This window comes from Halosimplex halobium (assembly GCF_051414055.1).
In the GTDB taxonomy this organism is placed as follows: Archaea; Halobacteriota; Halobacteria; order Halobacteriales; family Haloarculaceae; genus Halosimplex; species Halosimplex halobium.
Genome location: NZ_JBLKNX010000003.1, coordinates 90742 through 114963, shown reverse-complemented (window position 1 = coordinate 114963; position 24222 = coordinate 90742). Strand labels below are relative to the sequence as shown.

The following is a 24222-nucleotide window of genomic DNA, read 5'->3' as shown; positions in this document are numbered from 1 at the left end:
TCCGACGGGGCCCGGTACAGTCCGGACGGCGCGGAAGCACCCGCCGGATCGGGCCGCCGGGCGGCATGTCTGGGGTGTCGCAACCCGGTCGACAGGCGGTTGTCGACTGCTGACAGTGGATCCGCAGGGGTTCGGTGGCGGTTGGTTCTCGTACTGTACTCGGCCGTCCCAATGCAGGTTGGGACAGGCTAACGTGTGTTATCGACACACATAAAATTTTCCGGTGCGGTGAAAACGGTCCACGGTCGAGTGCGGAACGCCGACTGACAGTCCAACGCGGCAGTCCGGGAGTCACGTCGCGCTCGGTGGGACCGTGATCCGGCCCGGCGGCCGCCCCACCGCCACGCGAACGGCCGCAGAAATTATCTGGGTTCGCTCGAGTGGTACAGACGGGATGTACGAGGTACTCCTGTCGATCGACCAGGAAGAGCAGCGAGCGCAGCGCCAGGCCGAGGCGATCCGGGACCTGCCGGTCTCGCCGGACGACGTCCGGATCACCGTGCTGTACGTGTTCGACGAGCTGGAGACGGACGTGGGCGGGACGGTCCCGATGAGTCGCTTCGAGGACCCGCCGGAGACCGAGGCGACCGTCGCGGAAACGCTCGACGGATACGAGGTCGAGACGGTCTTCAGGGAGGGCGACCCGGCGACGGAAGTCGTCGAGCACGCGACGGGGTCCGAGACGGACCTCGTCGTCGTGGCGTCGCGCAATCGGTCGCCCGCCGGGAAGGCTATCTTCGGCAGCAAAACCCAGTCGGTTCTGCTCGATGCGGACGTGCCGGTTCTGGTCGTCTGACGGTCGCCGGCGACCGTAGGGTCGGCGGCGACCGTAGACGGCTTCGGAGATTCTACGGGCGCTCGAGGATACTGTCGGAGTACAGGTGTGGTGGGCGGTGGGACCCCGGAACGGTCAGACGAACAGCCTCGGGAGCCACATCACCGCTTTCGGGAACAGGACGATGACGAGCAGACTCAGGAACAGCGGGACGTAGAACGGCCCCATCGCCCTGACGATCCGCTCGACGCTCACGTCCGTGATCCGTTCGAGCACGAACAGGATAACCCCGAAGGGGGGCGTGAGCAGTCCGATCATCAGGGTCAGGACCATAACGATCCCGAAGTAGACGGGGTCGATCTGGACGGCCTCGATGACGGGCATCAGGACCGGCACGAACACGGTCAGCGCGGCGATCGTCTCGAGCATGGTCCCGATGACGAGCAGCAGGCCTACCAGCAGTAGCGTCACCACGAGCGGGTCGGTGCTGATCCCGAGGACCGTCGTCACCAGTGCCTGCGGGATCCCCGCGATAACGAGCAGGTAGCCGTAGAAGTTGGCGATCCCGACGATGAGGATCAGCGCCGCCGTGTCGACGAACGTGGACCTGAAGATGTAGTAGGTTCGTTCGAGCGTCAGCCCCTCGTACCAGAAGAGGCCGATCGCCAGCGCGTAGACCGACGCAACGACGGCGGACTCCGTCGGGGTGAACACGCCGACCATGATCCCGCCGATGATGATCACGGGCGTCAGCAGTGCGGGGAACGACTCGCGGAACGTCGCGGCGATACGCGAGAGGCTCCGCGGCTGTCCACCGGGGTAGCTTCGACGGTGGGCCATCACCGTGACGATGAGCATCAGGCTGATCCCGATGATGATCCCGGGAACGATGCCCGCGATGAACAGCTGGCCGATCGAGACCCCGGCAAGGATCCCGTAGAGGATCAGCGGGAGACTCGGGGGGATGATCGGGCCGATGATCGACGACGAGCCGGTGATCGCGACGCTGAAACCGTCGTCGTACCCCTCGGATTTCATCGCTTTGTACTCGATGGTCCCGAGGCCCGCAGCGTCGGCGACGGCGACGCCGGTCATCCCGGAGAAGATCATGCTCGCGACGATGTTGACGTGGCCGGTCGCGGCCCGCACGTCACCGACCAGCGCCCGCGCGAAGTCGAACAGCGGTTCCGTCGCCCCGCCCTCGTTCATCAGTCGTCCCGCGAGCATGAAGAAGGGGATCGCCAGCAGCACGAAGCTGTTCATCCCCTGGAAGATCCGCGAGCCGGCGATCGTGTAGTTGATGTCCATCCCGATCGGGAGGAGCATGATCGTCAGCGACGCCAGTCCGATGGCGTACGCGACGGGGACTCCCAGCAGGAAGTACGCGAACAGCGCGAGCACGAACGCCGCGATGAGCACCGCGTCAACCATCGGATCCACCTCCGATGCCGAACTGTCCCACTAGTCGCCGCAGTTCGTACAGTGTCATCACGGCGAACCCGACGACGAGCGCGGCGTACACGACCTCGAGCGTGATCACCGGGACGGCCCCCGGGGTGACGCCGACGTTGTCTAGCATCGTGAGGTACGCTCCGTTGGTCGCGAACAGCAGGAACCCGACCGAGAGCACACCGATCAGGACTCTGATAACCGTCTCGGCCCGCCCGGCGAACTGGTTGAGCAGCAGCTCCACGCGGATGTGGTCGTCGTCGCGAGCCGCGATGATCGACCCGACCATCGTCATGTAGACGAGCACGAATTGCGCGGCCTCGCCGGTCCAGGCCACGTTCCAGCCGAGGTACGGGGCCGTGACGAACCTGATGATCACCTGTGCCAGCGCCAGACCCAACAGGAGCACGAACAGCCCGACCCCGATCCGGTCGGTGTACCTGGCGAGCCGCGACGAGGGACGCTCAGAGACGAACGTCATCGACTCGCTTGGGTCGTCGGCGCTCTCCGGTTCAGGTGTGTCGTCCATCGTTTCTCTCGCTCGGTTTACGCGGCATCCTGGATGTCTTCCCACGAGGCAGCGTACTGGTTCTCGAAGAGGTCTCGCACCGCCGGCATACCGGCTTCTCGGAACGCCGCCGCGTCCGTGTCCCGGACGATCGTCATCCCCTGTTCGCCGAGTTCCTCGATAAGCGCCTCCTCCTCGGAGATGGCCGTCTCGCTGGCCCAGGTGGTCGCCTCGTCGCCGATCGTCTCGATCAGCTCCCGGTCGGTCTCGTCGAGTTCGGACATGAAGCTGTCGTTCATGTAGAACCCGCCGGTCTGGACCATGTGGGACGTGAGGCTGTAGTGGCTCTGGACCTCGTAGAGGCTGAAGCTACTGACCTGCTGGGCCGGCCCCTCCGAGGCGTCGGCGACGCCCTGCTGGAGGGCCGAGTACAGCTCGTCGAGGGCGACCGGGGTGGGGTTGACACCGATCTCCTCCCAGATCGCGACCCAGTCGTCGAGCTGGGGCAACCGGAGCTTCATCCCCTGAACGTCCTCGGGCGTCCTGACCGGTTTGTTGGCCGTGTAGTGGCGGATCCCGCGGTAGATGATCCCGAGGTTGCGCTGGTTGCCCTCCTCGCGGATGGCGTCCAGCGCCGGCTGGAACGCGTCGCTCTCCCAGACGCTCTGGAAGTGCTCCCAGTCCTCCATGATGAACGGCGTGTCGACGAAGTAGTAATCGGGCGCGTACATGGAGACTGGGACGCCCCCGCCGATCTGGGCCTCGATCGACCCGCTCTGGACCGCCTGGATGACCGCCTCCTCCGACCCCAGCGCGCCGCCGGGGATGACTTCGACGGTGATCCGGCCGCCCGACTCGTCCTCGATCCGCTCTTTGAACCGTTCGGCGCAGCGAACCAGAATGTGACCCGGTTCGTACGTACTCCCGATTGTGATGTTGAAATTGTCTCCGACGCTCGCCGCGTCCGTTTCGCCGGTGACCGTCCCCGTAGTGCCACCGCCGCTGTCGCCGCCGCTGTCGTCGGTGTTGTCGCCACCGCCGCCGTCGCCGCCGAGACACCCTGATAAGCCGGTGATCCCCGCAGCTCCGAGCGCCGAGATGACGGACCGTCGCGTCGTCGAACGGCTGGTTTCGATGCTGTAACTGTCACTCGCAGATTCACCATTCCGCGTCATACATTCACCCACCCGAACCTACAGGCATAAATAATTATGGTTCCATAGATATCATGAACGGTCGCTCAGAGTAACTCGTCGCCACACCGGGTCGGTGTGGACCGGCTCGTATCGACTGCGTGACGGAAATCATCACGAACGATGATCGCCTTCCGTTCAACAGTGTTAGACAGGTAGCGTGCCGCCCCGCTCCACCATGGAGCGCGGTCGACCACTGCGGACGACCAGTCTCCGCGGGCGAACTCTTCACGATAACGGTGCATCGACGAGGTCGGCACCGGTCTAGATGGGTCCGGCTGCCGGAACCTGCCGATCTGGGGAGGGAGGATCCGGCCGGTGAGCCGTGCTGGGAACCAGCGAAAGTCTATTCATCGCTCCGTGAGTGTTTCCGATATGGCGACCGAGCCCACCGGCGCGGAAGAAAACCGGATCCACGCGGTCGACACGGCCGCGGAGATATTCGAAGCATTGCGCGGTTCCGGATGGACCGGGGTCACAGAACTCGCGCGGACGCTCGATCTCCCGAAAAGCACCGTGCACGTCTACCTCGCGACGCTGCACGACAACGGACTCCTGGCGAAACGTGACGGAAAGTACCGGCTCGGCCTTCGGTTCCTGGAACTGGGTGGCGAACTGCGACACGGTATCGACATCTTCCGTGCCTCCCGGAGCAAAGTTGACAACCTCTCGGACAAGACCGGAGAGGTCGCCAACATCGGCGTCGAAGAAGACGGCAAGCGCGTGTTGCTCTACTCCTCGAAACCGCCGGAGGGGCTGTTCGACAACGCGCCGACGGGGCAGTTCAGGAAAATGCACCTCACCGCGCTCGGAAAGGCGCTTCTCGCACAGTTCTCCGACGAACGGATCCACGAAATCGTCGACCGGGAGGGGCTCCCGGCGGCGACCGAGCAGACCATCACCGACCGGGAGGAACTGATGAGCGAGGTCGAGCGCATTCGCGACCAGGGATACTCCATCGAGGACGAGGAACACCACCAGAGCATCAAGGCCATCGGGGTCCCCGTCCACGGGATCGACGACCCCCCAGTCTCGGCGGCCGTCTCCATCTCCGGACCCAAGAGCCGCATCGGGACGGGCGAACCGATGATGGAACTCGTCCGCGACGTCCAGAGCACGGTCGAGGCCATCGAGCTCGAATACGAGTACTACTGACACGTCCAATCATATTGTACAGCTTGCGAACTCGGTCGACCGATCGCCGCTTCCCCTTCCCGAGATCCCCCATCGTACACTGCGGGTTACCGCTCTCGTCGCCGTCTCTCACCGCGCAACTTCACCCCCGGACGGGTAGTGAGTACACCTTCCCGAACGTGTTAGACACTCCCCGGCCGGTCATCGTCCCTCTCGTTCAAGATAGTTAGACGTATCAGCCCCGCAAATTGAGAGGTCGCCTCTCAGGAATCGACCAGTGGGTGCGTGATCGTCAGCCCTGACGGCAGCCGGCCCTTCGCTTCGATGCTGCGACGGGCACTGTTGGTCGACAGCATCCAATTACATTGGTATGAGTGTAATTTCAGATCCGCTCCGCAGACAGTTGGCTCCACCCATCGACGAGCGGTCGCCGCAACATGATTACAGTAGTAATGATGTCAGGGCCCAGTCCCGGGGAAGCCGTTTCCGAACAACCACTCCAGGGGTTCGTAATTACTGAATGCTAGTTTTATACGTTTCGATCGAGTATTTTGGCCTAAGACCAGTCAAAATTCCGGTTTAGGGGATATTAGACTGATCGAGGTTTGGGATCCAAGTTGATACTATCTGAACAAATGTTATTTCATAATGAACGGGCTGTCGAGTGCATTTCGCTGATCCGGAATTTCCGGGCCTCGTATCGGATCCGCCCCCGGTTGAATAACACGTATGTTCGTTCTTCCTGAACGTCTGTTTTGGAGAAAATTGAGTCGAAAATACCCGGCGCGGCCGGGACGCGGTCCAACGACAGAGGAGTGGGAGCGGTCTACGTGTTGAGGTAGACCGTCTTGATCTCGGTGAAGAAGTCGAGACCGGCGTCGCCCTGCTCGCGGTAGGTGTTGGTCGAGGAGTCCTTCTTGCCGCCGAAGGGCACGTGGAGTTCGAGGCCGGTCGTCTTCTCGTTGACCTTCGCGACACCGGCTTCGGTGCGCTCGACGAACTCGTGGGCCTCGTTCAGGTCGTCGGTGACGACCGACGAGGAGAGACCGTACTGGCTGTCGTTGGCGGCCTCGATAGCGTCGTCGAAGTCGTCGACCTCGGTGACGGCGAGGACCGGGCCGAAGACCTCCTCCTGGAAGATGCGCATATCGCGCTCGACGTCGGTGAAGACGGCGGGGCTCACGTAGTAGCCGTCGTCGTACTCGTCGCCTTCGAGGCGCTCGCCGCCGGTCTCGTGGGTCGCGCCCTCGTTGGCGGCCACGTCGACGTACTCGAGCGTCGACTCCAGCTCGCTCTGGGTGACGTGCGGACCCATGCCGGGGTCCTCGATGCCGGGGCCGATGTCGATGGACTCGGCGTACTCGACGATGCCCTCGACGAACTCGTCGTAGACGTCCGTGTGGACGATGGCGCGGGAACAGGCGGTACAGGCCTGACCGGTCACGCCGAACGCGCCGGCGCCGACGATGTCGACCGCCTCGTCGACGTCCGCGCTGTCGGTGATGATGGCCGGGTTCTTGCCGCCCATCTCGGCCTGCGCGCGGGCCATGTTGTCGGTGGCCGCGTCGTAGACGTGGTGGCCGACCTCGGAGCTACCGGTGAACGAGACGGCGTCGATGCCGTCGTTCGAGGTCAGCTCGGCGCCCACGTCGCTGCCGGAGCCGGGGACGAAGTTGATGACGCCGTCCGGGAGACCGGCCTCCTCGAGGGCCTGCACGATGCTGCCGGCCGGGCCGGGCGCGGCCGACGCCGGCTTGAGGACGACCGCGTTGCCGGTCGCCAGCGCCGGGGCGATCTTCCAGGCCGGGATGGCGATCGGGTAGTTCCACGGCGTGACGAGGCCGGCGACGCCGAGCGGCTCGCGCTTCGTGTAGACCGAGGTTCGGCCGCTGCTGGCGCCCTTCCGGCTGCCATCGTTGTCGAAGGCTTTCTCCGCGTAGTAGTAGAAGATGTCGATGGCTCGCTGGACCTCGGGGCTGGCCTCGGAGAGGGTTTTGCCCTCCTCGCGGGTGAGCTGCTCGACAAGGTCCTCCTTCTGGTCGTCCAGAATCTTCGCGGTCTCGCGGAGGATCGTCCCGCGGTCCGGGGCGGGCATCGCCTCCCAGTCGCCCTGGGCCTCGTTGGCGGCGTCGATGGCCTTCTGGGCGTCCTCGGTACCGCCCTTCGCGTACTCTGCGACCGTCTCCGTCGTGTCGGCCGGGTTGTCGACCGCGAAGGTGTCCCCGCTCTCGGCCGGGACCCACTCGCCGTCGATGTACAGGTTTGTTGTCTCTGTCATGCACCTAAACGGTCGGATGGCGGCCACTTACGAGTTTCCATACGGGACACGCCATGCCCGTATCTCGATCGCCGGGACCCGATCGGGCCGGCCGACGCGGCTCCGAGCGGATGTGGGAAACTTTAAGCGAGTTACGTATGGACCTATACTCGTCATGGTCGACTTCGACAAGATCAGCGATCCGAACGCTGAATATACGATGCGGGACCTCTCGGCGGAGACGATGGGTGTCTCCAAGGAGCGCGGCGGCACACGCGACGCCGAGATCACGGACGTACAGACGACGATGGTCGACGGGAACTACCCGTGGATCCTCGTGCGCGTCTACACCGACGCGGGCCCGGTCGGCAACGGCGAGTGTTACTGGGGCGGCGGCGACACCGCCATCATCGAGCGGATGAAGCCGTTCCTCATCGGCGAGAACCCGCTGGACATCGACCGACTCTACGAGCACCTCATCCAGAAGATGTCCGGCGAGGGATCGATCTCCGGGAAGGTCATCTCGGCCATCTCCGGCATCGAGATCGCCCTCCACGACGTGGCGGGCAAGCTCACCGACCTGCCGGCCTACCAGCTGCTCGGCGGCAAGTACCGCGACGAGGCCCGCATCTACTGCGACCTCCACACCGAGGACGAGGCCGACCCCCAGGCCTGCGCCGAGGAGGCCGACCGCGTCGTCTCCGAGCTAGGCTACGACGCAATCAAGTTCGACCTCGACGTGCCCTCCGGCCACGAACGGGACCGCGCCAACCGCCACCTCCGCGGCCCGGAGATCGAGCACAAGGCCGAGATCGTCGAAGCGACCACCGAGGCCGTCGGCGACCGCGCCGACGTGGCCTTCGACTGCCACTGGTCGTACGCCACCGGCAGCGCCAAGCGCCTGGCCAAGCGCCTCGAGGAGTACGACGTGTGGTGGCTCGAGGACGTCGTCCCGCCGGAGAACCACGACGCCCAGCGCGAGGTCACGCAGTCGACCGCCACGCCGACCGCGACCGGCGAGAACGTCTACCGCACCCACGGCAACCGCGACCTCATCGAGAACGAGGCCATCGACATCATCGCCCCCGACATCCCGCGCGTCGGCGGCATGCGCGAGGGCCGCAAGATCGCCGCCATGGCCGACATGTACTACATCCCCGTCGCCATGCACAACGTCTCCTCGCCCATCGGCACGATGGCCTCCGCGCAGCTCGCGGCCGCCATCCCGAACTCCCTCGCCGTCGAGTACCACTCCTACGAGCTCGGCTGGTGGGAGGACCTGGTCGAAGAGAACGACCTCATCGAGGACGGCTACATGGAGATCCCCGAGGAGCCCGGCCTCGGCCTGACCCTCGATCTGGACACCATCGAGGAGAACATGGTCGAAGGCGAGACGCTGTTCGACGAGGCGTAGCCGAAGTCAAGCCCGAAAATCTTCGATTTTCGGTGTTCGACCCCGCGTAGCGGGGTCGAGCTCGCCGGAGCTTGCGCCGGCGGTGTTCGATCCGGCTCCGTAAGCCGGTCCGGACTCGCCGACCGACGCTCGGCGTCCGTCGAACGCCCCGGACTCACTTCGTTTCGCCCGCTGTTCGGACTTCCCGGGAGTCCCGTCGCCGAACGCGTTTCTCCTTCTGGAACGACGACATCGCGGTCTGAGCACGTTTTCCGAGACCGAACCGTGGTTCTTGGAATACAGAACGGAGTTCAGCCGAACAGAACAGGTAAGTACGGGGACGCGAACCGTGAGGTATGGACGAACCGAAACACCCGGTCACGACGGTCGACCGGACGCTGCAGATCGTCGAGATCATCCAGGAGCTCGACGGGGCCGGCGTCTCGGAGATCGCCAAGCGGGTCGACGTGGGCAAGAGCGCGGTCCACAACCACCTCAACACGCTCGCCAACCGCGAGTACGTCGTCACGGAGGGCGACGAGTACCACATCGGCCTCGCCTTCCTCGGGCTGGGCGCCTACGCGCGCAAGCGCAACGAGATCTACGACGCCGCCCACGCAGAGGTCGACAAGCTCGCCGACGAGACGGGCGAACTCGTCAACCTCCTCGTCGAGAAGGGTGGCCAGGGCATCTACCTCTACCAGGCCCGGGGCGACAACGCCGTCGAACTCGACACCTACGAGGGGAAACGCGTCAACCTCCACTGCACCGGCCTCGGCAAGGCCATCCTCGGCTTCCGCCCCGAGGAGGAGGTCGAGGCGATCGTCGACGACCACGGCATGCCCGCCGAGACCGAACACACCATCACCGACCCCGACGCCTTCTTCGAGGAACTCGCCGAGATCCGCGAGCAGGGCTACGCCATCGACGAGGAGGAACGGCTCAACGGCCTCCGGTGTGTCGCCGCGCCCATCACCGACGACGACGACCGCGCCATCGCCGCCGTCAGCGTCTCCTGCCCCGTCCACCGCGTCGACGACGAGCGCTTCTACGAGGAGCTCCGCCAGGCCGTCCTCGGCGCCGCGAACGTCGTGGAACTGGAGCACAACTACTCCTAACCACCTTTTTCGCGGAGGGGTGGGCAAACCGCGCCCACCCCTCCGCCAAAAACGTGGGCGAAAAAGGCCGAACTCGCGCTCCGCGCGAGTTCGGTGAACCGGCGCCGAAGGCGCCGGATGCTGGAGCCGCAACACGCGACGCCGGATTGGGGCCGAAGCTCCGAGAATGCTCGTGATATAGCGAACGACGGGAAATAGTGAGAGAACGTCCCGCGCCGCAGGCGCGCGGTTCTCCGTCAGAGTCAAGCTCTGACGAGCCTCGCGTCGTTGCCCCTCCGCGAGACACCGGACGCGAGCGAACGCAGTGAGCGAGTCGTCCGGCCTTTTTCCCCACGTTTTTGCGGCGGAGGATCCCCGCAGCGGCCCTACGGGCCGCGAGGAGCTCTCCGCCGGAAAAAGTGGGTGCGAAAGTGGACAGAAAAGTGGGATAAAAGCCGGTTTTTACATCATGCCGCCCATGCCGCCGCCCATACCGCCCATGCCGCCGCCGGGGGCGCCGCCCGGACCGCCTTCGTCCTCGTCCTCGCCGCCGACCGAGAGGTCGCCGGCGGAGATCACGTCGTCGATGCGGAGGATCATCGTCGCGGCGTCGACGGCGGAGTTGACGGCCGTCGTCTTGACGCGCAGCGGCTCGACGACGCCGTCGTCGAACATCTCGACGAGTTCGCCGGTGTCGGCGTCGATGCCGACGTTCACGTCGCCCGCGTCGTGGCGGGCGGTCATGTCGACCAGCGCGTCGATGGCGTCGTGACCGGCGTTCTCGGCGAGGGTGCGCGGGCCGTCCTCGAAGGCCTCGGCGAACGCCTCGACGGCGAGCTGCTCGCGGCCCTCGACGGAGTCGGCCTCCTCGCGGAGCGCGAGCGACGCCTCGATCTCCGGGGCGCCGCCGCCCGGGAGAACGTAGCCGTCTTCGAGGGCGGCCGAGACGACGCCGACGCTGTCGACGACGGCGCGCTCGACCTCGTCGAGGACGTGCTCGGTACCGCCGCGGAGGAGGATCGTCCCCACGTCGGCGTCCGGCAGGTCACTGAAGACGATGGTCGACTCGTGGTCGGCCTGTCGGCGGACGGTGCGGTCGCGGATGACCCGCTCGGAGACGCGGCCGGCGTGGCCGAGGTGGTCGGCCGTCAGCAGCTCCAGGTCGCCGACGCGCTCGGCGCCGGTGGCGGCCGCGACGCGCTTGCGCTTGTCGTCGTCGACCCGGCGGAAGGCGGTGATGCCGTTCTCGACGAGCAGCTCGGCGGCGTACTCGTCGATGCCGCCGTCGGCGAGCACCACGTCGGCCCCCGCTTCGACGATCTTGTCGACCTTGTCGGCGAGCTCAGACTGTTCGAGTTCGACGAACCCCTGGAGGTCGTCCATGTCGCCGACCGACGCCTCGGCGCCGATCTCCGTCTCGGAGACCTCGATGTCGCCCTCGTAGACGAGGACATCGGCGTCGGAGAGCTCACTGCTCATGTTCTGGTGGACCGGCTCGATGTCGAAGAGGACGCCCTCGACGAACTCGGAGTCCTCGATGGAGGCGCCGTAGAACTGGCGCACGTCGACGGCGTTCTGGTCGACGGTGCCGTCCTCGCGGACGGCCGCGCGGACGGCGGAGACGACCATCGACGAGAGGAGGTCCTTGGCGGTCTCGGCGCCCTTGCCGGTCATCGCGGTGCCGGCGACCTGTTCGAGCACCTCGGTGTCGTCGGGGTCGACCTCGGTCGCGATGTCCTCGAACACCTCGGTGACCGCCTCGGCGGCGTGGCGGTAGCCCGAGACGATGGAGGTGGGGTGGATGTCCTGTTCGAGGAGTTCCTCGGCGTTCGAGAGGAGCGCGCCGGCGAGGACGACTGCGGAGGTGGTGCCGTCGCCGACCTCCTCCTCCTGTGTGGTCGCCACGTCGACGACCATGTCGGCGGCGGGATGGTCGACGTCCATCTCCTCCAGCAGCGTCACGCCGTCGTTCGTGACGACGACGTTGCCGCCCTGGTCGACGAGCATCTTGTCCATCCCTCGCGGGCCGAGGGTCGTCCGGATCGTCTCCGCGACTGCGCGCCCCGCTTCGAGATTCATCGACCGGGCGTCCTCGCCCGACGTGCGCTGGCTCTCGTCGGAGAGGACCACCATCGGTCCGTCGGCCATCTGTTGTGCCATGTGTGCTCACAACCGCGTCTGGCGGAAATAAGATTTGCTTTCCGGGCGAGCGCAGAAGCTATATGGGAGGGCGCGACCGGAACGAAACGCGTCCGCGGCCGGCTCAGTCGCCGAAGCTCGCCGACTCCTGGGCGTCGTACTCGTCCTCGTCGGCGTCGACCAGTTCCGCGCTGTTCCAGTACTCGTGGGTCTCCAGCGCCCGGAAGCAGGCGGCGTCGCTCTCGCCGGCGGTGTCGAACAGCTCGGGCTCCTCCTGCGTGCAGACCTCGCGGGCCTCCGGGCAGCGCGTGTGGAACTTGCAGCCCGAGGGCGGGTCCTCGGGGTCCGGCACGTCGACCTTGCGGACCGGCGGGTCCTCCTGGATGCGCTGTTTCGCTAGGTCCGGGTCGACGGTCGGCGTCGACCACTTCAGGACCTTCGTGTACGGGTGCGTTGGGTTCTGGAGGATCTCCTCGGGCGGCCCGATCTCGACGATCTCCCCGAGGTACATGATGGCGATGCGGCCGCCCGCGCGCTTGGCGAGGTAGCGGGCGTTCGCCAGGTCGTGACTGATGAAGATATAGGACGTGTCGAAGGTGTCCTGCAGGTCGAGGATCAGGTCCATCATCCCGACACGGAGGCTCACGTCCAGCGCCGAGATGGCCTCGTCGGCGAGGATCACGTCCGGGTTCATCAGCAGCGCCCGCCCCAGAGCGACCCGCTGTTTCTCCCCGCCGGACAGCTGGTGGGGGTAGCGCTCGGCGTAGTCCTCCGGCGGCATCATGTCCACGTACTCCAGGAAGCGATAGATCGTGTCCTCCCGCTCCTTGGGCCCCAGCTCGGTCCGGTACTTCTTGAGCGGGTCCGAGAGGATCGCCTTGACCCGCCGCGAGGAGTTCAGGGCGTTCGCGGGGTCCTGGTGGATGATCTGCATCGCGCGGCGGATCTCGGTGAACTCGATGTCCGCGTCACGCGGGTTGGACTTGGCGTCCCAGATGTCCTGGCCGCGGTAGGAGACCGTCCCGCTGGTGGGCTGTTCGAGGCCGATCGCGGTCTTGCCGAGCGTGGTCTTGCCACAGCCCGACTCGCCGACCAGCACGACGATGTCGTTGTCGTAGAGGTCGAAACTGACGCCGTCGACCGCGCGGACCTTCTTGTCGGTCAGCGCCCGCTTGACGATCCCGCCGGGCGTGTAGTGGACGTTCACGTCCTCGACCGACAGGATCGGTTCGTCGCTCGATTCCTCGTCGACGGCCGCGTCGTCGGCCGTCACGTCGTCGGCCGTGGGTTCGTCTGTGCTCATCTGTCGTCCTCCGTGGTCCCGTGGTCGAGGTTGTAGGACAGCTCGTTGCGGGCCTGGTCCGAATAGAAACACGCCGCCTCGTGGTCCTCGTCGACCGTCACGAGGTCGGGGTCCTCGATCTCACAGCGGTCGTCGGCGATCGGACACCGCGGGTGGAACGAACACCCCGTCGGGATGTTCACCGGGTCCGGGCGCGCGCCCTCGATGGGCTCCATCGCGTCGATGTCCGACTCGATGCTCGGAACCGAGCGCAACAGCGCCCGGGTGTAGGGGTGGGCCGCGTCCTTCAGCAGCGAACGCGTGTCGCCCACCTCGATGAACTCGAAGGAGTACATCACGCCGATGCGGTCCGACAGGCCCGCGACCAGCGGCAGGTCGTGCGTGATGAAGACGATGGTCAGCTCGAACTCGTCGCGCAGCTCCCGGAGCATCGAGATGATCGACCGCTGCATCAAAAGATCCAGCGCCGCGGTCGGCTCGTCCATCACGAGCACCTCCGGTTCGAGCACCAGCGCGAGCGCGATGAGCGCGCGCTGTTTCATCCCGCCCGACAGCTCGTGGGGGTAGGAGTTCATCACGCGGTCGGGGTCCAGGTGCAGCGCCTCGAACAGATCCCGGACGTGGTCCATCCGCTCGTCGAGGACGGCGTTGTGGGCCTGGATGGTCTCGTGGAAGTGGCCCTTGATCTTCATCGTGGGATTGAACGAGTTCATCGCCCCCTGGAAGACCATCGAGACCTCCTCCCAGCGGAAGTTCTTCAGCTCGCCCTCGCTCATCCCGAGCACGTCGATCGAGTCGTCGCCGACGGCGTCGTAGGAGCCGATCTGGTCGGCGCTCGGGGTGTCAGTACCCTCGTCCTCACGGGGGTAGTAGGTCACGTCGCCCGAGAGGTGGCCGGGGTCCTCGACGGCGTCCATCAGCGCGGCGGCGAACATCGACTTGCCCGAGCCGGACTCGCCGACGACGGCGAGGATCTCCTCGCGGCGGATGTCCAGGCTCACGTCGTTGAGCACCCAGGCCTGCCCCCGGGACATCCCGAACTGCACGCGGGCGTCCTCGACGCTCATGACGATGTCCTCGTCGGGTTCGTCGGTCTCCGTCGTCTCCTCCTCGCTCGATTGGTCCGGTTGTCCGATTGCCATGTCAGTTCACCTCCGGTCGTCGGGTCGGTTCGCGAGCGGGCATCACAGGTCACCCGCCCCGTCCTGTTCGTCCTCCGGGACAGTCTCGGAGTGGCGCGCCAGCAGGCGCGGGTTGAACACCCGGTCGAGCCCCTGCGAGAAGAGGATCAGCGAGAAGCTCACGCCCGAGATGGCCAGCAGCGGGAACAGCATCCAGTGGCCCGCGCGGCCCGGCGCCGAGATCGCGTTGCCCTGCTCGTAGGCCAGCTGCATCATCACGCCCCAGTTGAACGAGCTAAAGGGGAGCACGCCGATGAAGTACAGCGCGACCGACTGGAAGATGACCGCGACCGCGGCGCCCGCCGCGGAGACGAGCACGAACGGCGCGACCTTCGGGACGAGCTCCTGGCCGACGATCGTCGGCGTCGAGAGCCCGATCGACCGGGCCGCCTCGACGAAGTCCTCCTCGCGCAAGGACAGCACCTGCGAGCGCAACATCCTGGCCAGTCCCGGCCACTGGTCGATGGCGATGATGGTCCCGACGATGAAGGGGTCCTCCGGCGAGAAGATCGCCGCGAGGACGATGATCAGCGGCAGGCCCGGCAGCGTGATGAACACGTCGGCGATCGTCATCAGGACCGTGTCGATGACGCCGCCCTTGTAGCCCGCGATCATCCCGACGAGCACCGCGACGCCGACCGAGAAGACGATCCCGGCCAGCGCCATCTTCATCATCGCCGGCGTCGAGTGGACGAGCGTCTTGAAGACGCCGCGCCCGAGGTTGTCGGTGCCCAGCGGCATCGACCAGTCGACGAACGGCTGGAGGTAGTACGGCCCCTCGTTGATCTGTGGCGGCGGCACCAGCCAGACGCCGACAGTGCCCATCAGCAGGTAAAACAGGACGCCGACGCCGCCGATGCGAGTTCGCCAGTCCGACCACGCGACGCGGAACGGCGTCGCGATGTAGAAGTCGAACGCGCGGCGGGCGCGCTCGGCCGGCGGCGTCCGGCGCCGTTCGACCTCCTCGTCGCTCCCGAAGATGCTTTCCTGCGTGACGCCTCCGTCGCTCTGTGGGTTTTTCTCGGACATCGTTAGAAGCTCTCCCTCGACGCGCCGGTCCCGGCCCGCGGGTCGATGAGCCCGTAGGTGAGGTCGGCGATCAGGATCGCCGTCACGGTGATGCCCGAGAAGAACACGAACGCGGCCATCACGAGCGGGTAGTCCTGGTTGACCGCCGCCTCGAGCATGAACCAGCCGACGCCGTGGTACTGGAAGATCTGTTCCGTGATGACGTTCGAGCTGAACATCCCCGCGATGCCGAGCATGAACCCGGTGTAGATCGGGAGGATGGAGTTGCGGGTCAGGTACCGCGTCAGGATGCGGTTCGTGCCGAGGCCGCGCAGCCGCGCCGACCGGAGATAGTCACCGCCGATGACGCGGACGGTCAGCGCCCGCATCCCGATGGCCCCGCCGGCGAAGCCGACGATGAAGTTCGAGAGGATGGGCAACGCGGCGTGTCTGGCGATCCCCACCATGTACTCGATGTTGAAGCCGGGCGTCGCCGCCGGCGGCGCGCGACCGCCGGTCGGGAACAGGCCCCACTGGAACGCCAGTACCGACAGCATCACGATCGCGGCCACGTAGTAGGGGATCGACCGCATCACGAGCACGAACACCGTCAGCCCGGAGTCGATCTTGGTCCCCTCGTGCCAGGCCATGAACACGCCCACCGCGATGGTGGCGGTAAAGCCCAGCAGGAGGCCGTAGACGCTCAGGAAGATCGACCACGGCATCCCGCGGAACAGGATGTCGAAGACGGGGTCCTGGAACAGGATCGACTCCCCGAAGTCCTGGTAGAGGATGATGTCCCGGATCCACTCGTAGAAGGCGATCGGGATCGGCGTGTCGGGGTTGATCCCCGTCAGTTGTTCGGCCATGTCGGCGACCTCCTGCGTGTCGACCGGCTGGCCGCGCTGTTGCATCTGCTGGACCCGGTCGGCGATGATCGCCTGGACCGGCCCACCCGGTACGAGTCGGTACAGCGCGAACGTGATGAACATCCCCACGAGGAACGTCACGATCGCTTGCCCGAATCGCCGTATGTAATAGTTCATAGTGTGTGTTGGTGTATCACAACTTCTTAATTCTTCCGTCAGAGCGCGGTGACGACGCTGTACGCGATGTACAGCACGTACCCACCCGTCGGGACGGCGGCGACCTTGTACGCCTCGCTCGTCGTCAGGTCGCGCACGTCCTTGATCGCGTAGGCGCCGATGTATCCGGTCCACAGCGCGAAGACGATCCCGACGGCGGTCGCGGCGAGTACGACCGTCTCACCGCTGGCCTGCGACCAGACGAACGACGACACCTCGTCGGCGATGCTCGTCGTGATCGTGATGTCGTCCTCGGTGACCTCCAGTGTCGTCGAGGCGTAGGCCATCGCCGCGGTGTGGATGATGTTCCCGATCAGGACCGGGAACAGGGCCCACGCCGTCCGCTTCATCGTCACGTAGGTCGTCCCGATCGTCGTGTACAGCCAGGCGACGTAGTACATGCCGATCCCGAACCAGATCCACAGCAGGAACGCCCCCAGCAGCGGTTCGATGACCCGTTGCTGGAGCTGGAACCGGACCTGCTGGTTGATGACGACCGACTGGAACCCCTCGAACTGGAAGATCAACTCCTGGAGCATCAGGTAGTTGCCCACGAGACCGACCAGACCGGTGACCAGCACCAGCGCGAACTCCGATTTGACCCGCCGGGTCCCGATGTACTCGTCGTAGAATCGCTCCGGGTCCGTCAGCAGCGCCCTGTACAGACCCAGCGTCCTGCTGATGTACGAGCCCGGGTTTCGAACGGCGTTTGAAACACCCATGATGTGTCCTCCTGTTGTGTCGTTACGCCGGCGCCTCGATGGTCGGGACGGGGATCTCTTCGAGCACGTCGTCGACGATCTCCGACTTGTCCACGTCGTTGACCTGCGACTCGGCGGTCAGGCCCAGGCGGTGGGCGATGACCGGCTGGGAGACCGTCTTGACGTCGTCGGGCGTGACGTAGTTGCGCCCCTCGATGACGGCCTGGGCGCGTGCGGTCTCGTAGAGTCGCTGGGTCCCGCGCGGGCTCATGCCCGTCTCGACGCGGTGGTCGTCGCGGGTGGCCCGCGAGACGGCCGCGATGTACTCCAGCATGTCCTCGGTAACCGTCACGGTGTCCGGGACCGCCTGCAGGTCCATGACCGACTGGTGGTCGAGCACCTGGCCGACCGACGGGGTCGTCGACGTGCGGTCGTTCCGGCGCCGGAGCAGCTCGACTTCCCCGTCCACGTCGGGGTAGCCGATGGAACTCTTGACGTTGAAGCGGTCGATCTGCGCCTCGGGCAGCGGGAAGGTCCCCTCCTGCTCGACGGGGTTCTGCGTCGCGATGACGAAGAACGGCTCGGGCAGCTGGCGGGTGTCACCTTCCGTGGTGACCTGGCCCTCGCCCATCGCCTCCAGCAGCGCCGCCTGGGTCTTCGGCGGCGCGCGGTTGATCTCGTCCGCGAGGACGATGTTGGCGAAGATGGGACCCTTGTTGAACTCGAACTCGCCCTCCTGCTCGTTGTAGATGTAGGTCCCGGTCACGTCGTTGGGGAGCAGGTCCGGTGTGAACTGGATACGGGAGAAGGAGAGCCCGAGCGCCGTCGCGAAGCTGTTCGCGGTCAGCGTCTTGCCCGTCCCCGGTACGTCCTCCAGCAGGACGTGGCCCTTCGAGAGCAGTCCCACGAGCACCGTCTCGAGGAACTCCTCCTCGATGATGACCGACGACTGGATCTCGTCGACCACTGCGTCCAACTGGTCACTGGCCTCCTGTATGGAAAGGTCGCTCTGTGCCATGGTAAGATAGCCCGTGCTATACCTCTTAACCCTGACGGTGTAAGACGGTTTTCCGTGATGGAATACTGACTGACACGCCAGTCAGCGAGCGGATATCGACGGGTCCGTGCCGGGCCACAGCGGGATCCGAGAACGGTGGTCGAACGGGTCAGCACCGCGTCGGGCGCGGCGGGAAAACCGGGCCGCCACACGGAAGCGACCGGCGGCTACTGCCGGATCGACCAGATGAAAAACAGGGCCGACAGCAGCAGCAGCGTCAGCGCCGGCACGGTCAGCGAGCCCCACGGCACGATGTAGAGGCCGTAGGAGAGGCCGGCGGCCACGACGCCCACGAAGACGGTCGCGGCGACGTGGACGGCCTCGCCGCGCTGAGTGTCGGTCTGGTCGCTCATCTGTCGACCGACGCTGAAGGCGTTCGACCCGAGGTCGAACGAGATGATCGTCGCCAGCGCCGCGAACAGCAGGAACTCCGGCACGTCGCCGAAGAAGCCGGCGACGACGACGCCGATGAAGACGATCCCCGTCCCGGCGGCCGTCAGCCGCTCGGATTCGAAGACGAACAGGCCGGCGGCGACGCCGGCGAGCCCGAACAGTCCGACCGGTGCCGACAGCGGCGCGACCAGCGCCGTCGTCACGACCGCCAGCAGCGCCGCGGCGACCGCGATGATACCACTGAACCGTGCGGGCGAGTGCGTGACCTCGACCGCGCTGAACTCCTCGTCCTGTGTGTCGTAGCTCATTATGCCCACCTCGTCTGTGCTTTCTCGACCTCGAGCGAGAGCCGCTCGTCGGGGTCCCAGTCCATGACGCGGATCCCCCGTTCGCGGAGGTACCGGACCCGCGCGGTCCGTTCGATGCGCGTGAGCCGCTGGCCGACCGTCTCGTCGACGGTCACGTCGGGACTGATGACGGTGACCAGGTGGCCCTCGGAGTCGAGCCGCCGTGCGACCTCGGCCGCGTAGTCGTCCGCAAGCGGCGAGAACAGGAACACCTGCGACGTGCTCGGCAGCCGCCGGCGCACGTGGGTCATCGGGTCGATGTACTGGCTCTCGTGGTCCTGGCGCTCCGGCGGCCGGGGCGACAGCGCCGGGTGCTGGGCGAACAGGACGCGGGCGTTCTCCAGGTGTTCGCTGCCGGCGCCGGGCGCGTACCAGCACGGCACCGTGTCGAAGGCGGCGATGCCCACGAGGTTCCCCTGGTCGTACAGCGCGCCGAACATGTCGCTGGCCGCGTGGACCGAGTGGTCCACCGCGTGGGGTTCGTCGGGGCCCGCCGAGATGTACGCGCTCTGGCGGGTGTCGAACAGGATGGTGACCGTCGCGGCCTTCTCCTGGCGGAAGTCGATCGTCGCCAGCTCGCCCGTGCTTGCGACCTGCTTCCAGTTGATGCGGTTCATCGGGTCGCCGGGGCGGTAGTCGCGGACGGAGTGGAACTCCAGGCCGGCGCCGCCCTGCTTTGTGTCGACGTCGCCGGCGTACTGCGTGGTCTGGGCGCGCACCGGCACGTCGTTGGTGACCCGCAGCGGCGGGGTGACCCGCATCCCCGCGTCGGGCGTGACCAGCGACGTGCGCTCGACGCCGCCGCTGAAGTCCCGCGCGACCACGAGCAGCGGCCACTGGTACTCGCCGCGCTCGACGCGGACGGTGTACTCCAGCTGGGCCTGCGCGCCCGACTGCAGGGCCGTGTGCAGGCGCGGGACGCCGTCGGTGACGACGAACGAGTCGGGGACGACGTCGACCATCCGCAGGTCGGGCAGCATCGACCCGCTCTCGTTGCGCACCGTCAGCGTCACCTCGACGAGGTCGCCCGGCTCGGCGTCGTCGACGTCGAACTCCCGCTCGACGACCAGCCCCTCCGTCCGGGGTACGGCCGAGACGCGCGCGTAGATGGTGTAGGCGATGCCGACCGTCCCGGCGAGCATCAGCCCGGGGGTGAACGTGACGACGCCGGCGCCGACCGCGACCAGCGCGAACGCCGTCACGCCCAGCCAGCGGTTCGTGTGCTGCAGGCTCACGTCGTCGAACGGCTCGCTCGTGTCGAACGACGGCACCGAGGAGTTCGACTCGTTCCAGTTGGACTCGACTGCGTCGTCGTCGTCCTCACCGCCCGACCGCCCGAGCAGGCGGTCGAAGAACGAGCGGTCGTCGGTCTCTTCGACGTCGACGTCGTGGCTCACGTCCACGTCGCCGACCTCGATGAGCTCCTCGACGGTGACGCGGAAGCGGTTCTCGAAGGCGGCCACGTCGTCGGTGCCCGACAGCAGCGACTCCGACAGGCCGGCCTCCTCGGCGGCCGTCCGCTCGCTCTGGAAGAACTCGGCGGCCGTCTCGTTGTCCGTCCACTCGCCGGCCTCGAGGATGCGGCGGGCCTCCTCGACCGAGCAGTCCTCGCGGTTGCGGATCACGGCGACCGCGAGGTTCTCCAGGCGCTCCTCGAGGTGGTCGCGGTTCTCGCTGACCCCCTGGCGCAGGTGGGTCATCTCGTAGAGCATCCGGTCGACGTCCTCGCCGGGCATCGGGTTGCCGGCGGGCCGCTCGGGGTTCGGCGTGACCGTCTCCTCGACCTCGCCGCGGAGGCGCCGGCGGACGATGCCCAGTCCGGTCACCACGGCGATGATCCCGACCAGGAAGACTCCCTGCGTCGCCGAGGGGAGCGCCCCCGCGAGGCTCGGGACGGCGATCATCGCGGCGGCCGCCGCGAACAGGACCGCCCCGATGGCGATCAGGACGCGGTTGAGGAGCGTCTCAATATCCATCGTCACCCTCCGCGCCGACCGACGAGTCGGTCGTCCCGCCGTACTCCTGCTCGATGTTGCGGAACACGTCGATGGCCAGGTCCTCGCGGCTCTCGGCGTCGCGCTTGCCGTAGCGGACCTCCTCGAACAGCCGCGTCAGTTCCTGGACGTCGTCCTCGCCCAGCCCCACGTCGACGGCGGCCTCGGCGAACTCGCCGGGCGTCGCGCTGTCGGGGTTGGGCACGTCGAGCATGCTGGTCATCTCCCACCACGCGCGGTAGACCTCGTTGTCCACGTCGGCGTTGTGCTCTTCGAGTCGGTCCGCTGCGCGGCCGGCCGCCTGGGCGAGGTCCATCACGTCGGTACCCTCGCCCTCGTCGACCGCCTCTTCCTCCATGGTGGTGATCCCCTGGTCGCTCGACGCGCGGAACAGGACCGCGGCCGTCGCGACGAGCACGACCCCGAACACGCCGAGGACGGCCGCGGGCGGCACGTCCATCGACGCGACCGGCGACGAGGAGGCGTTGGTGCCGGCGTTGACCGTCCTGTCACCCAGGCCGGGGCCGCCGACGGTCGCGCAGTCGGTCCCGAGGAAGTACGCCAGGAGCACGGGCGGCGCGAGCGCGTACAGCCCGAGGAACGCGGCGCCGAACGAGTAGCGCCGCTTGATCAGGAAGACGAGCATCGCGGCGGCGCCGAAGTACACCAGTCCGCCGTACCAGGTCGTCAGCGGCTCGACACAGGTGGTGTACTGGACCACGTCACCGTCGGCACCACCCCCGCTGCGGTTGAGCCCGTCACCCCCGCCCGGGCCCTCTCCGCTGCTACCACCCTGGTTTCGTCCTTGCTCGTTCGGATCCTGTGCCGGGTCCTCCCCGGCACCGGTCGCCGCCCCGGTGTCGACGGTCGCCGTGATCGTCGCGGCGCCCACGGCGACGGCGGCCATCGCCACGAGCCCGATCACGACGAACCGCAGGGCTTCCTGTGACACATAATCATCCATACTACGACTTGTACGATCGACCCTATATGTCTTTTCCGCTTGCCGGAGGCCGGCGGGTCGCGATCCGCTGGATACAGCGAACCTGCCACCGCCTGGCCGGCGAGGGAGAGAACCCTTCGCACCCGGGGCTTCCGGGCCTCCGTGGGATCGAAACCGACCGGGCGGGATCTCTCACGGGCGACCGCCCCGGAGGTGGCGCAGATGGTTCGATCGCCGCGGAGGCGCAACAGACGACCCGACCGTCCCGGAGGCACCGCAGGCGCCGGCCCCTCCGAGGTTCGCCCCCGGAGGTCTTAAGGCGGGTCGTCCATAACCTCGCGGCGATGGAACCTGGTTCCGAAGGGCGGGCGGGCGACGGGCCGGCCGGCGGGCTGACCCGGCGGGCGTACCTCGCCGCGCTCGGCGCGGGGGCGGCCGGGTCGCTGGCCGGCTGCACCGAGCCGAACGAGATCGTCGACTCGCCGCGGGTGTTCGGCTTCCAGTTCCCCTACGTCCCCGAGACCGTCCACGTCGGCCCGTGGTCGACCTCGGACCCCGCGGCCTTCTACTCGATCCTCTTCGAGGCGGAGTCGTACACCACGCCCGGCGGCGACCGCCGGCTCGGCGACGTGGTCGAGTCGGTGGATATCGACGGCGACACCGCGACGGTCACGTACGCCGACGGCTACACCTGGTGGTCGGGCGACCCCGTCACCGCCCGCGACGCCTGGGTCGAGGAGCGCATCGGGTCGTTCGTCGGCGGCGACGGCGGCTACGACGTCGACCTCCGCGACGAGCGGACCCTCCGCTACCGCTTCGAGCGGCCGCTGGACCGCCCCCTCGCGCTCGCGGCGGCCACCGGCGGCGCCGTCCGGACCCGGGCCGACCGCTACGAGCCGTGGCTCGACCGGCTCCGCGAGGCCGGGACCGACGAGCGCCGCGCGGAGGTCGTCGCGGAACTCCGCACGGACAGCCCCGGACTGGAGACGGTCGCCGACGAGGGGCTGGGCTGTGGCCCCTACGAACTGGTCGAGGTGTCGATCAACCGGCTGATGCTGGAGCGCTACGACGACCACCCCCGCGCCGACGAGGTCGCGGTCCCGCGGCTGTGGTTCCCCGTCGTCCAGTCGATGTCCGTCGAGAACCTGATCGACAAGGGGTGGCTCGACGGCGGCAACGGGCTGCTCGCCGACCAGCGGGGCTCCCCGCCGGCGAACCTCGAACAGCTCGCGCGGTACCCGACCGACTCCGGGACGAAGCTCGTGCTCGACTGGCGTGACCCGCACCTGGGACGCCGGTCCGTCCGGCGGGCCGTCCTCTCGGTCGTCCCCGTCGACCAGATCGTCGACGTGGCCGACTGGGGCGACCCGATCGAACTGCAGACCGGGCTCTCCGCGCCCGCCGCGCGCCGGTGGCTCCCCGACGAGGTCCGCGAGCGACTCCACCGCTACCCCGTCGAGGCCGACGAGGCGACCGCCGCCGAGTACATGCGCGCGGGCGGCTACAGCCGCGACCGGAACGGCGACTGGCGCGGGCCCGACGGCGAGCGCCCCGCGATCCGGATCGCGACGCCGGTGTGGTCCGACTACGTGTCGGCGACCGAGGTCGTCGCGTCGAGCCTCTCGCGGTTCGGCTTCGACGTGGAAACCGACCGGCTCACCAACAGCAACGTCTACAGCGCCGTCTCGAACCACACCCACGACATCGTCGTCTGGAGCTTCGACGGCGACCCCTACAGCGTCTACGACGTGACCGGCGACGGCGCGACCGCGATCGGCTACGGCGTCGACGACCCCGACGCCGAGGCGGGCAGTCGGGGCAAACCCGTCGAGGCGTCCGTCCCGCGGACGCCGGGCGCCGTCGACGCCCCCGACGGCGAGCGCCGGACGGTCAACCTCGTCGACGCCTGGCGGACGATCGAGGCCCCGAACGACCGCGAGACGACCGTCGATGCGATCGCGACGTTCGCGACGTGGTGGAACGACGCACTCCCGGACATCTACCTGGGCAACACCGTCGACGGCCTCTGGGGCAACACCCGCGACTTCGAGTGGCCCGCCTACGACGACGACCGCGAGTACGGGACCGCCGGCCCCGGCGACCAGCCGGTGTTCCACATGCTGAAACACGGTGCGATCCGGCCGGCCACCGAGGACTGACGCCGCAACGGGCGGGAGCGGTCCGCGAGTGCTGACGGGACGGAGCGAGGGCTGGTGACAAGTTCTCACGCGGGACGGCGACGGACGAAGAGAAACGTCGGCCCGG

Annotated in this window: 19 protein-coding genes; 5 read left to right on the top strand and 14 right to left on the bottom strand. The window is 67.1% G+C overall.

Translation table 11 applies throughout. The annotated features are described in order from the left end of the window. Positions 1-394 precede the first annotated feature (394 nt). Positions 395-796, top strand: coding sequence for a universal stress protein (locus tag ACMGFG_RS03625; protein WP_436928994.1), 402 nt, complete (start codon positions 395-397; stop codon positions 794-796). Positions 797-910: 114 nt separating this feature from the next. Here the strand turns inward: ACMGFG_RS03625 and ACMGFG_RS03620 are convergent, their stop codons facing one another. The 3 genes from ACMGFG_RS03620 to ACMGFG_RS03610 are packed head-to-tail and all read right to left on the bottom strand — an operon-like array spanning position 911 to position 3907. After that, complete coding sequence (locus tag ACMGFG_RS03620; RefSeq protein ID WP_436928993.1) at positions 911-2206, bottom strand: TRAP transporter large permease; 1296 nt, start codon at positions 2204-2206, stop codon at positions 911-913. Further along, positions 2199-2753 carry a TRAP transporter small permease gene (locus tag ACMGFG_RS03615; RefSeq protein WP_436928992.1) on the bottom strand — a complete coding sequence of 185 codons (555 nt, stop codon included), beginning with the start codon at positions 2751-2753 and terminating at the stop codon, positions 2199-2201. Before ACMGFG_RS03615 ends, ACMGFG_RS03620 begins: the two co-directional genes overlap by 8 nt. A gap of 17 nt (positions 2754-2770) precedes the next feature. After that, positions 2771-3907, bottom strand: coding sequence for a TRAP transporter substrate-binding protein (locus ACMGFG_RS03610; RefSeq protein WP_436928991.1), 1137 nt, complete (start codon positions 3905-3907; stop codon positions 2771-2773). A 393-nt stretch (positions 3908-4300) separates the two neighbouring features. On the opposite strand from ACMGFG_RS03610, the gene ACMGFG_RS03605 reads away from it, so the two are divergent. After that, on the top strand, positions 4301-5080 hold the full coding sequence (locus ACMGFG_RS03605; protein ID WP_436928990.1) for an IclR family transcriptional regulator: 780 nt from the start codon (positions 4301-4303) through the stop codon (positions 5078-5080). An 805-nt stretch (positions 5081-5885) separates the two neighbouring features. On the opposite strand, the gene xacF is transcribed toward ACMGFG_RS03605, so the two are convergent. Continuing rightward, entirely contained in the window at positions 5886-7337 is a 1452-nt protein-coding gene (gene xacF / locus ACMGFG_RS03600; protein ID WP_436928989.1) for a 2,5-dioxovalerate dehydrogenase, read from the bottom strand. A 154-nt stretch (positions 7338-7491) separates the two neighbouring features. Between xacF and ACMGFG_RS03595 the strand changes: the two genes are divergently transcribed. Then, a complete protein-coding gene (locus tag ACMGFG_RS03595) occupies positions 7492-8730 on the top strand; it encodes a mandelate racemase/muconate lactonizing enzyme family protein (RefSeq protein ID WP_436928988.1) in 1239 nt (412 codons plus the stop codon). A 335-nt stretch (positions 8731-9065) separates the two neighbouring features. Beyond that, positions 9066-9827: an IclR family transcriptional regulator gene (locus ACMGFG_RS03590; protein ID WP_436928987.1), complete on the top strand. Its 762-nt coding sequence runs from the start codon at positions 9066-9068 to the stop codon at positions 9825-9827. A 441-nt stretch (positions 9828-10268) separates the two neighbouring features. On the opposite strand, the gene thsA is transcribed toward ACMGFG_RS03590, so the two are convergent. The 10 genes from thsA to ACMGFG_RS03540 form a co-directional block, all read right to left on the bottom strand. After that, a complete protein-coding gene (gene thsA / locus ACMGFG_RS03585; protein ID WP_436929206.1) occupies positions 10269-11954 on the bottom strand; it encodes a thermosome subunit alpha in 1686 nt (561 codons plus the stop codon). A gap of 115 nt (positions 11955-12069) precedes the next feature. After that, positions 12070-13248 (bottom strand): oligopeptide/dipeptide ABC transporter ATP-binding protein, encoded by a 1179-nt coding sequence (locus tag ACMGFG_RS03580; protein ID WP_436928986.1) that lies wholly within the window; start codon positions 13246-13248, stop codon positions 12070-12072. Beyond that, entirely contained in the window at positions 13245-14390 is a 1146-nt protein-coding gene (locus ACMGFG_RS03575) for an ABC transporter ATP-binding protein (protein WP_436928985.1), read from the bottom strand. Before ACMGFG_RS03575 ends, ACMGFG_RS03580 begins: the two co-directional genes overlap by 4 nt. A gap of 42 nt (positions 14391-14432) precedes the next feature. Next, positions 14433-15458: an ABC transporter permease gene (locus ACMGFG_RS03570; RefSeq protein ID WP_436928984.1), complete on the bottom strand. Its 1026-nt coding sequence runs from the start codon at positions 15456-15458 to the stop codon at positions 14433-14435. 2 nt (positions 15459-15460) lie between these two features. Next, a complete protein-coding gene (locus tag ACMGFG_RS03565; RefSeq protein WP_436928983.1) occupies positions 15461-16483 on the bottom strand; it encodes an ABC transporter permease in 1023 nt (340 codons plus the stop codon). A gap of 38 nt (positions 16484-16521) precedes the next feature. Further along, positions 16522-17244: a YIP1 family protein gene (locus tag ACMGFG_RS03560; RefSeq protein WP_436928982.1), complete on the bottom strand. Its 723-nt coding sequence runs from the start codon at positions 17242-17244 to the stop codon at positions 16522-16524. Between the two features lie 22 nt (positions 17245-17266). Further along, positions 17267-18241, bottom strand: a complete 975-nt coding sequence (locus ACMGFG_RS03555; protein ID WP_436928981.1) for an AAA family ATPase — start codon at positions 18239-18241, stop codon at positions 17267-17269. A 206-nt stretch (positions 18242-18447) separates the two neighbouring features. Then, entirely contained in the window at positions 18448-18981 is a 534-nt protein-coding gene (locus ACMGFG_RS03550) for a DUF7519 family protein (RefSeq protein WP_436928980.1), read from the bottom strand. Further along, the gene (locus ACMGFG_RS03545; protein ID WP_436928979.1) at positions 18981-20996 is read right to left on the bottom strand and encodes a DUF58 domain-containing protein; all 2016 of its coding nucleotides are present in this window, start codon (positions 20994-20996) and stop codon (positions 18981-18983) included. The genes ACMGFG_RS03550 and ACMGFG_RS03545 overlap by 1 nt, the downstream gene beginning before the upstream one ends. Next, positions 20986-21978 carry a DUF4129 domain-containing protein gene (locus ACMGFG_RS03540; protein WP_436928978.1) on the bottom strand — a complete coding sequence of 331 codons (993 nt, stop codon included), beginning with the start codon at positions 21976-21978 and terminating at the stop codon, positions 20986-20988. The genes ACMGFG_RS03545 and ACMGFG_RS03540 overlap by 11 nt, the downstream gene beginning before the upstream one ends. Before the next feature lie 323 nt (positions 21979-22301). Here ACMGFG_RS03540 and ACMGFG_RS03535 point away from each other — a divergent pair, with 323 nt between their 5' ends. Next, on the top strand, positions 22302-24116 hold the full coding sequence (locus ACMGFG_RS03535) for an ABC transporter substrate-binding protein (protein ID WP_436928977.1): 1815 nt from the start codon (positions 22302-22304) through the stop codon (positions 24114-24116). Positions 24117-24222 lie beyond the last annotated feature (106 nt).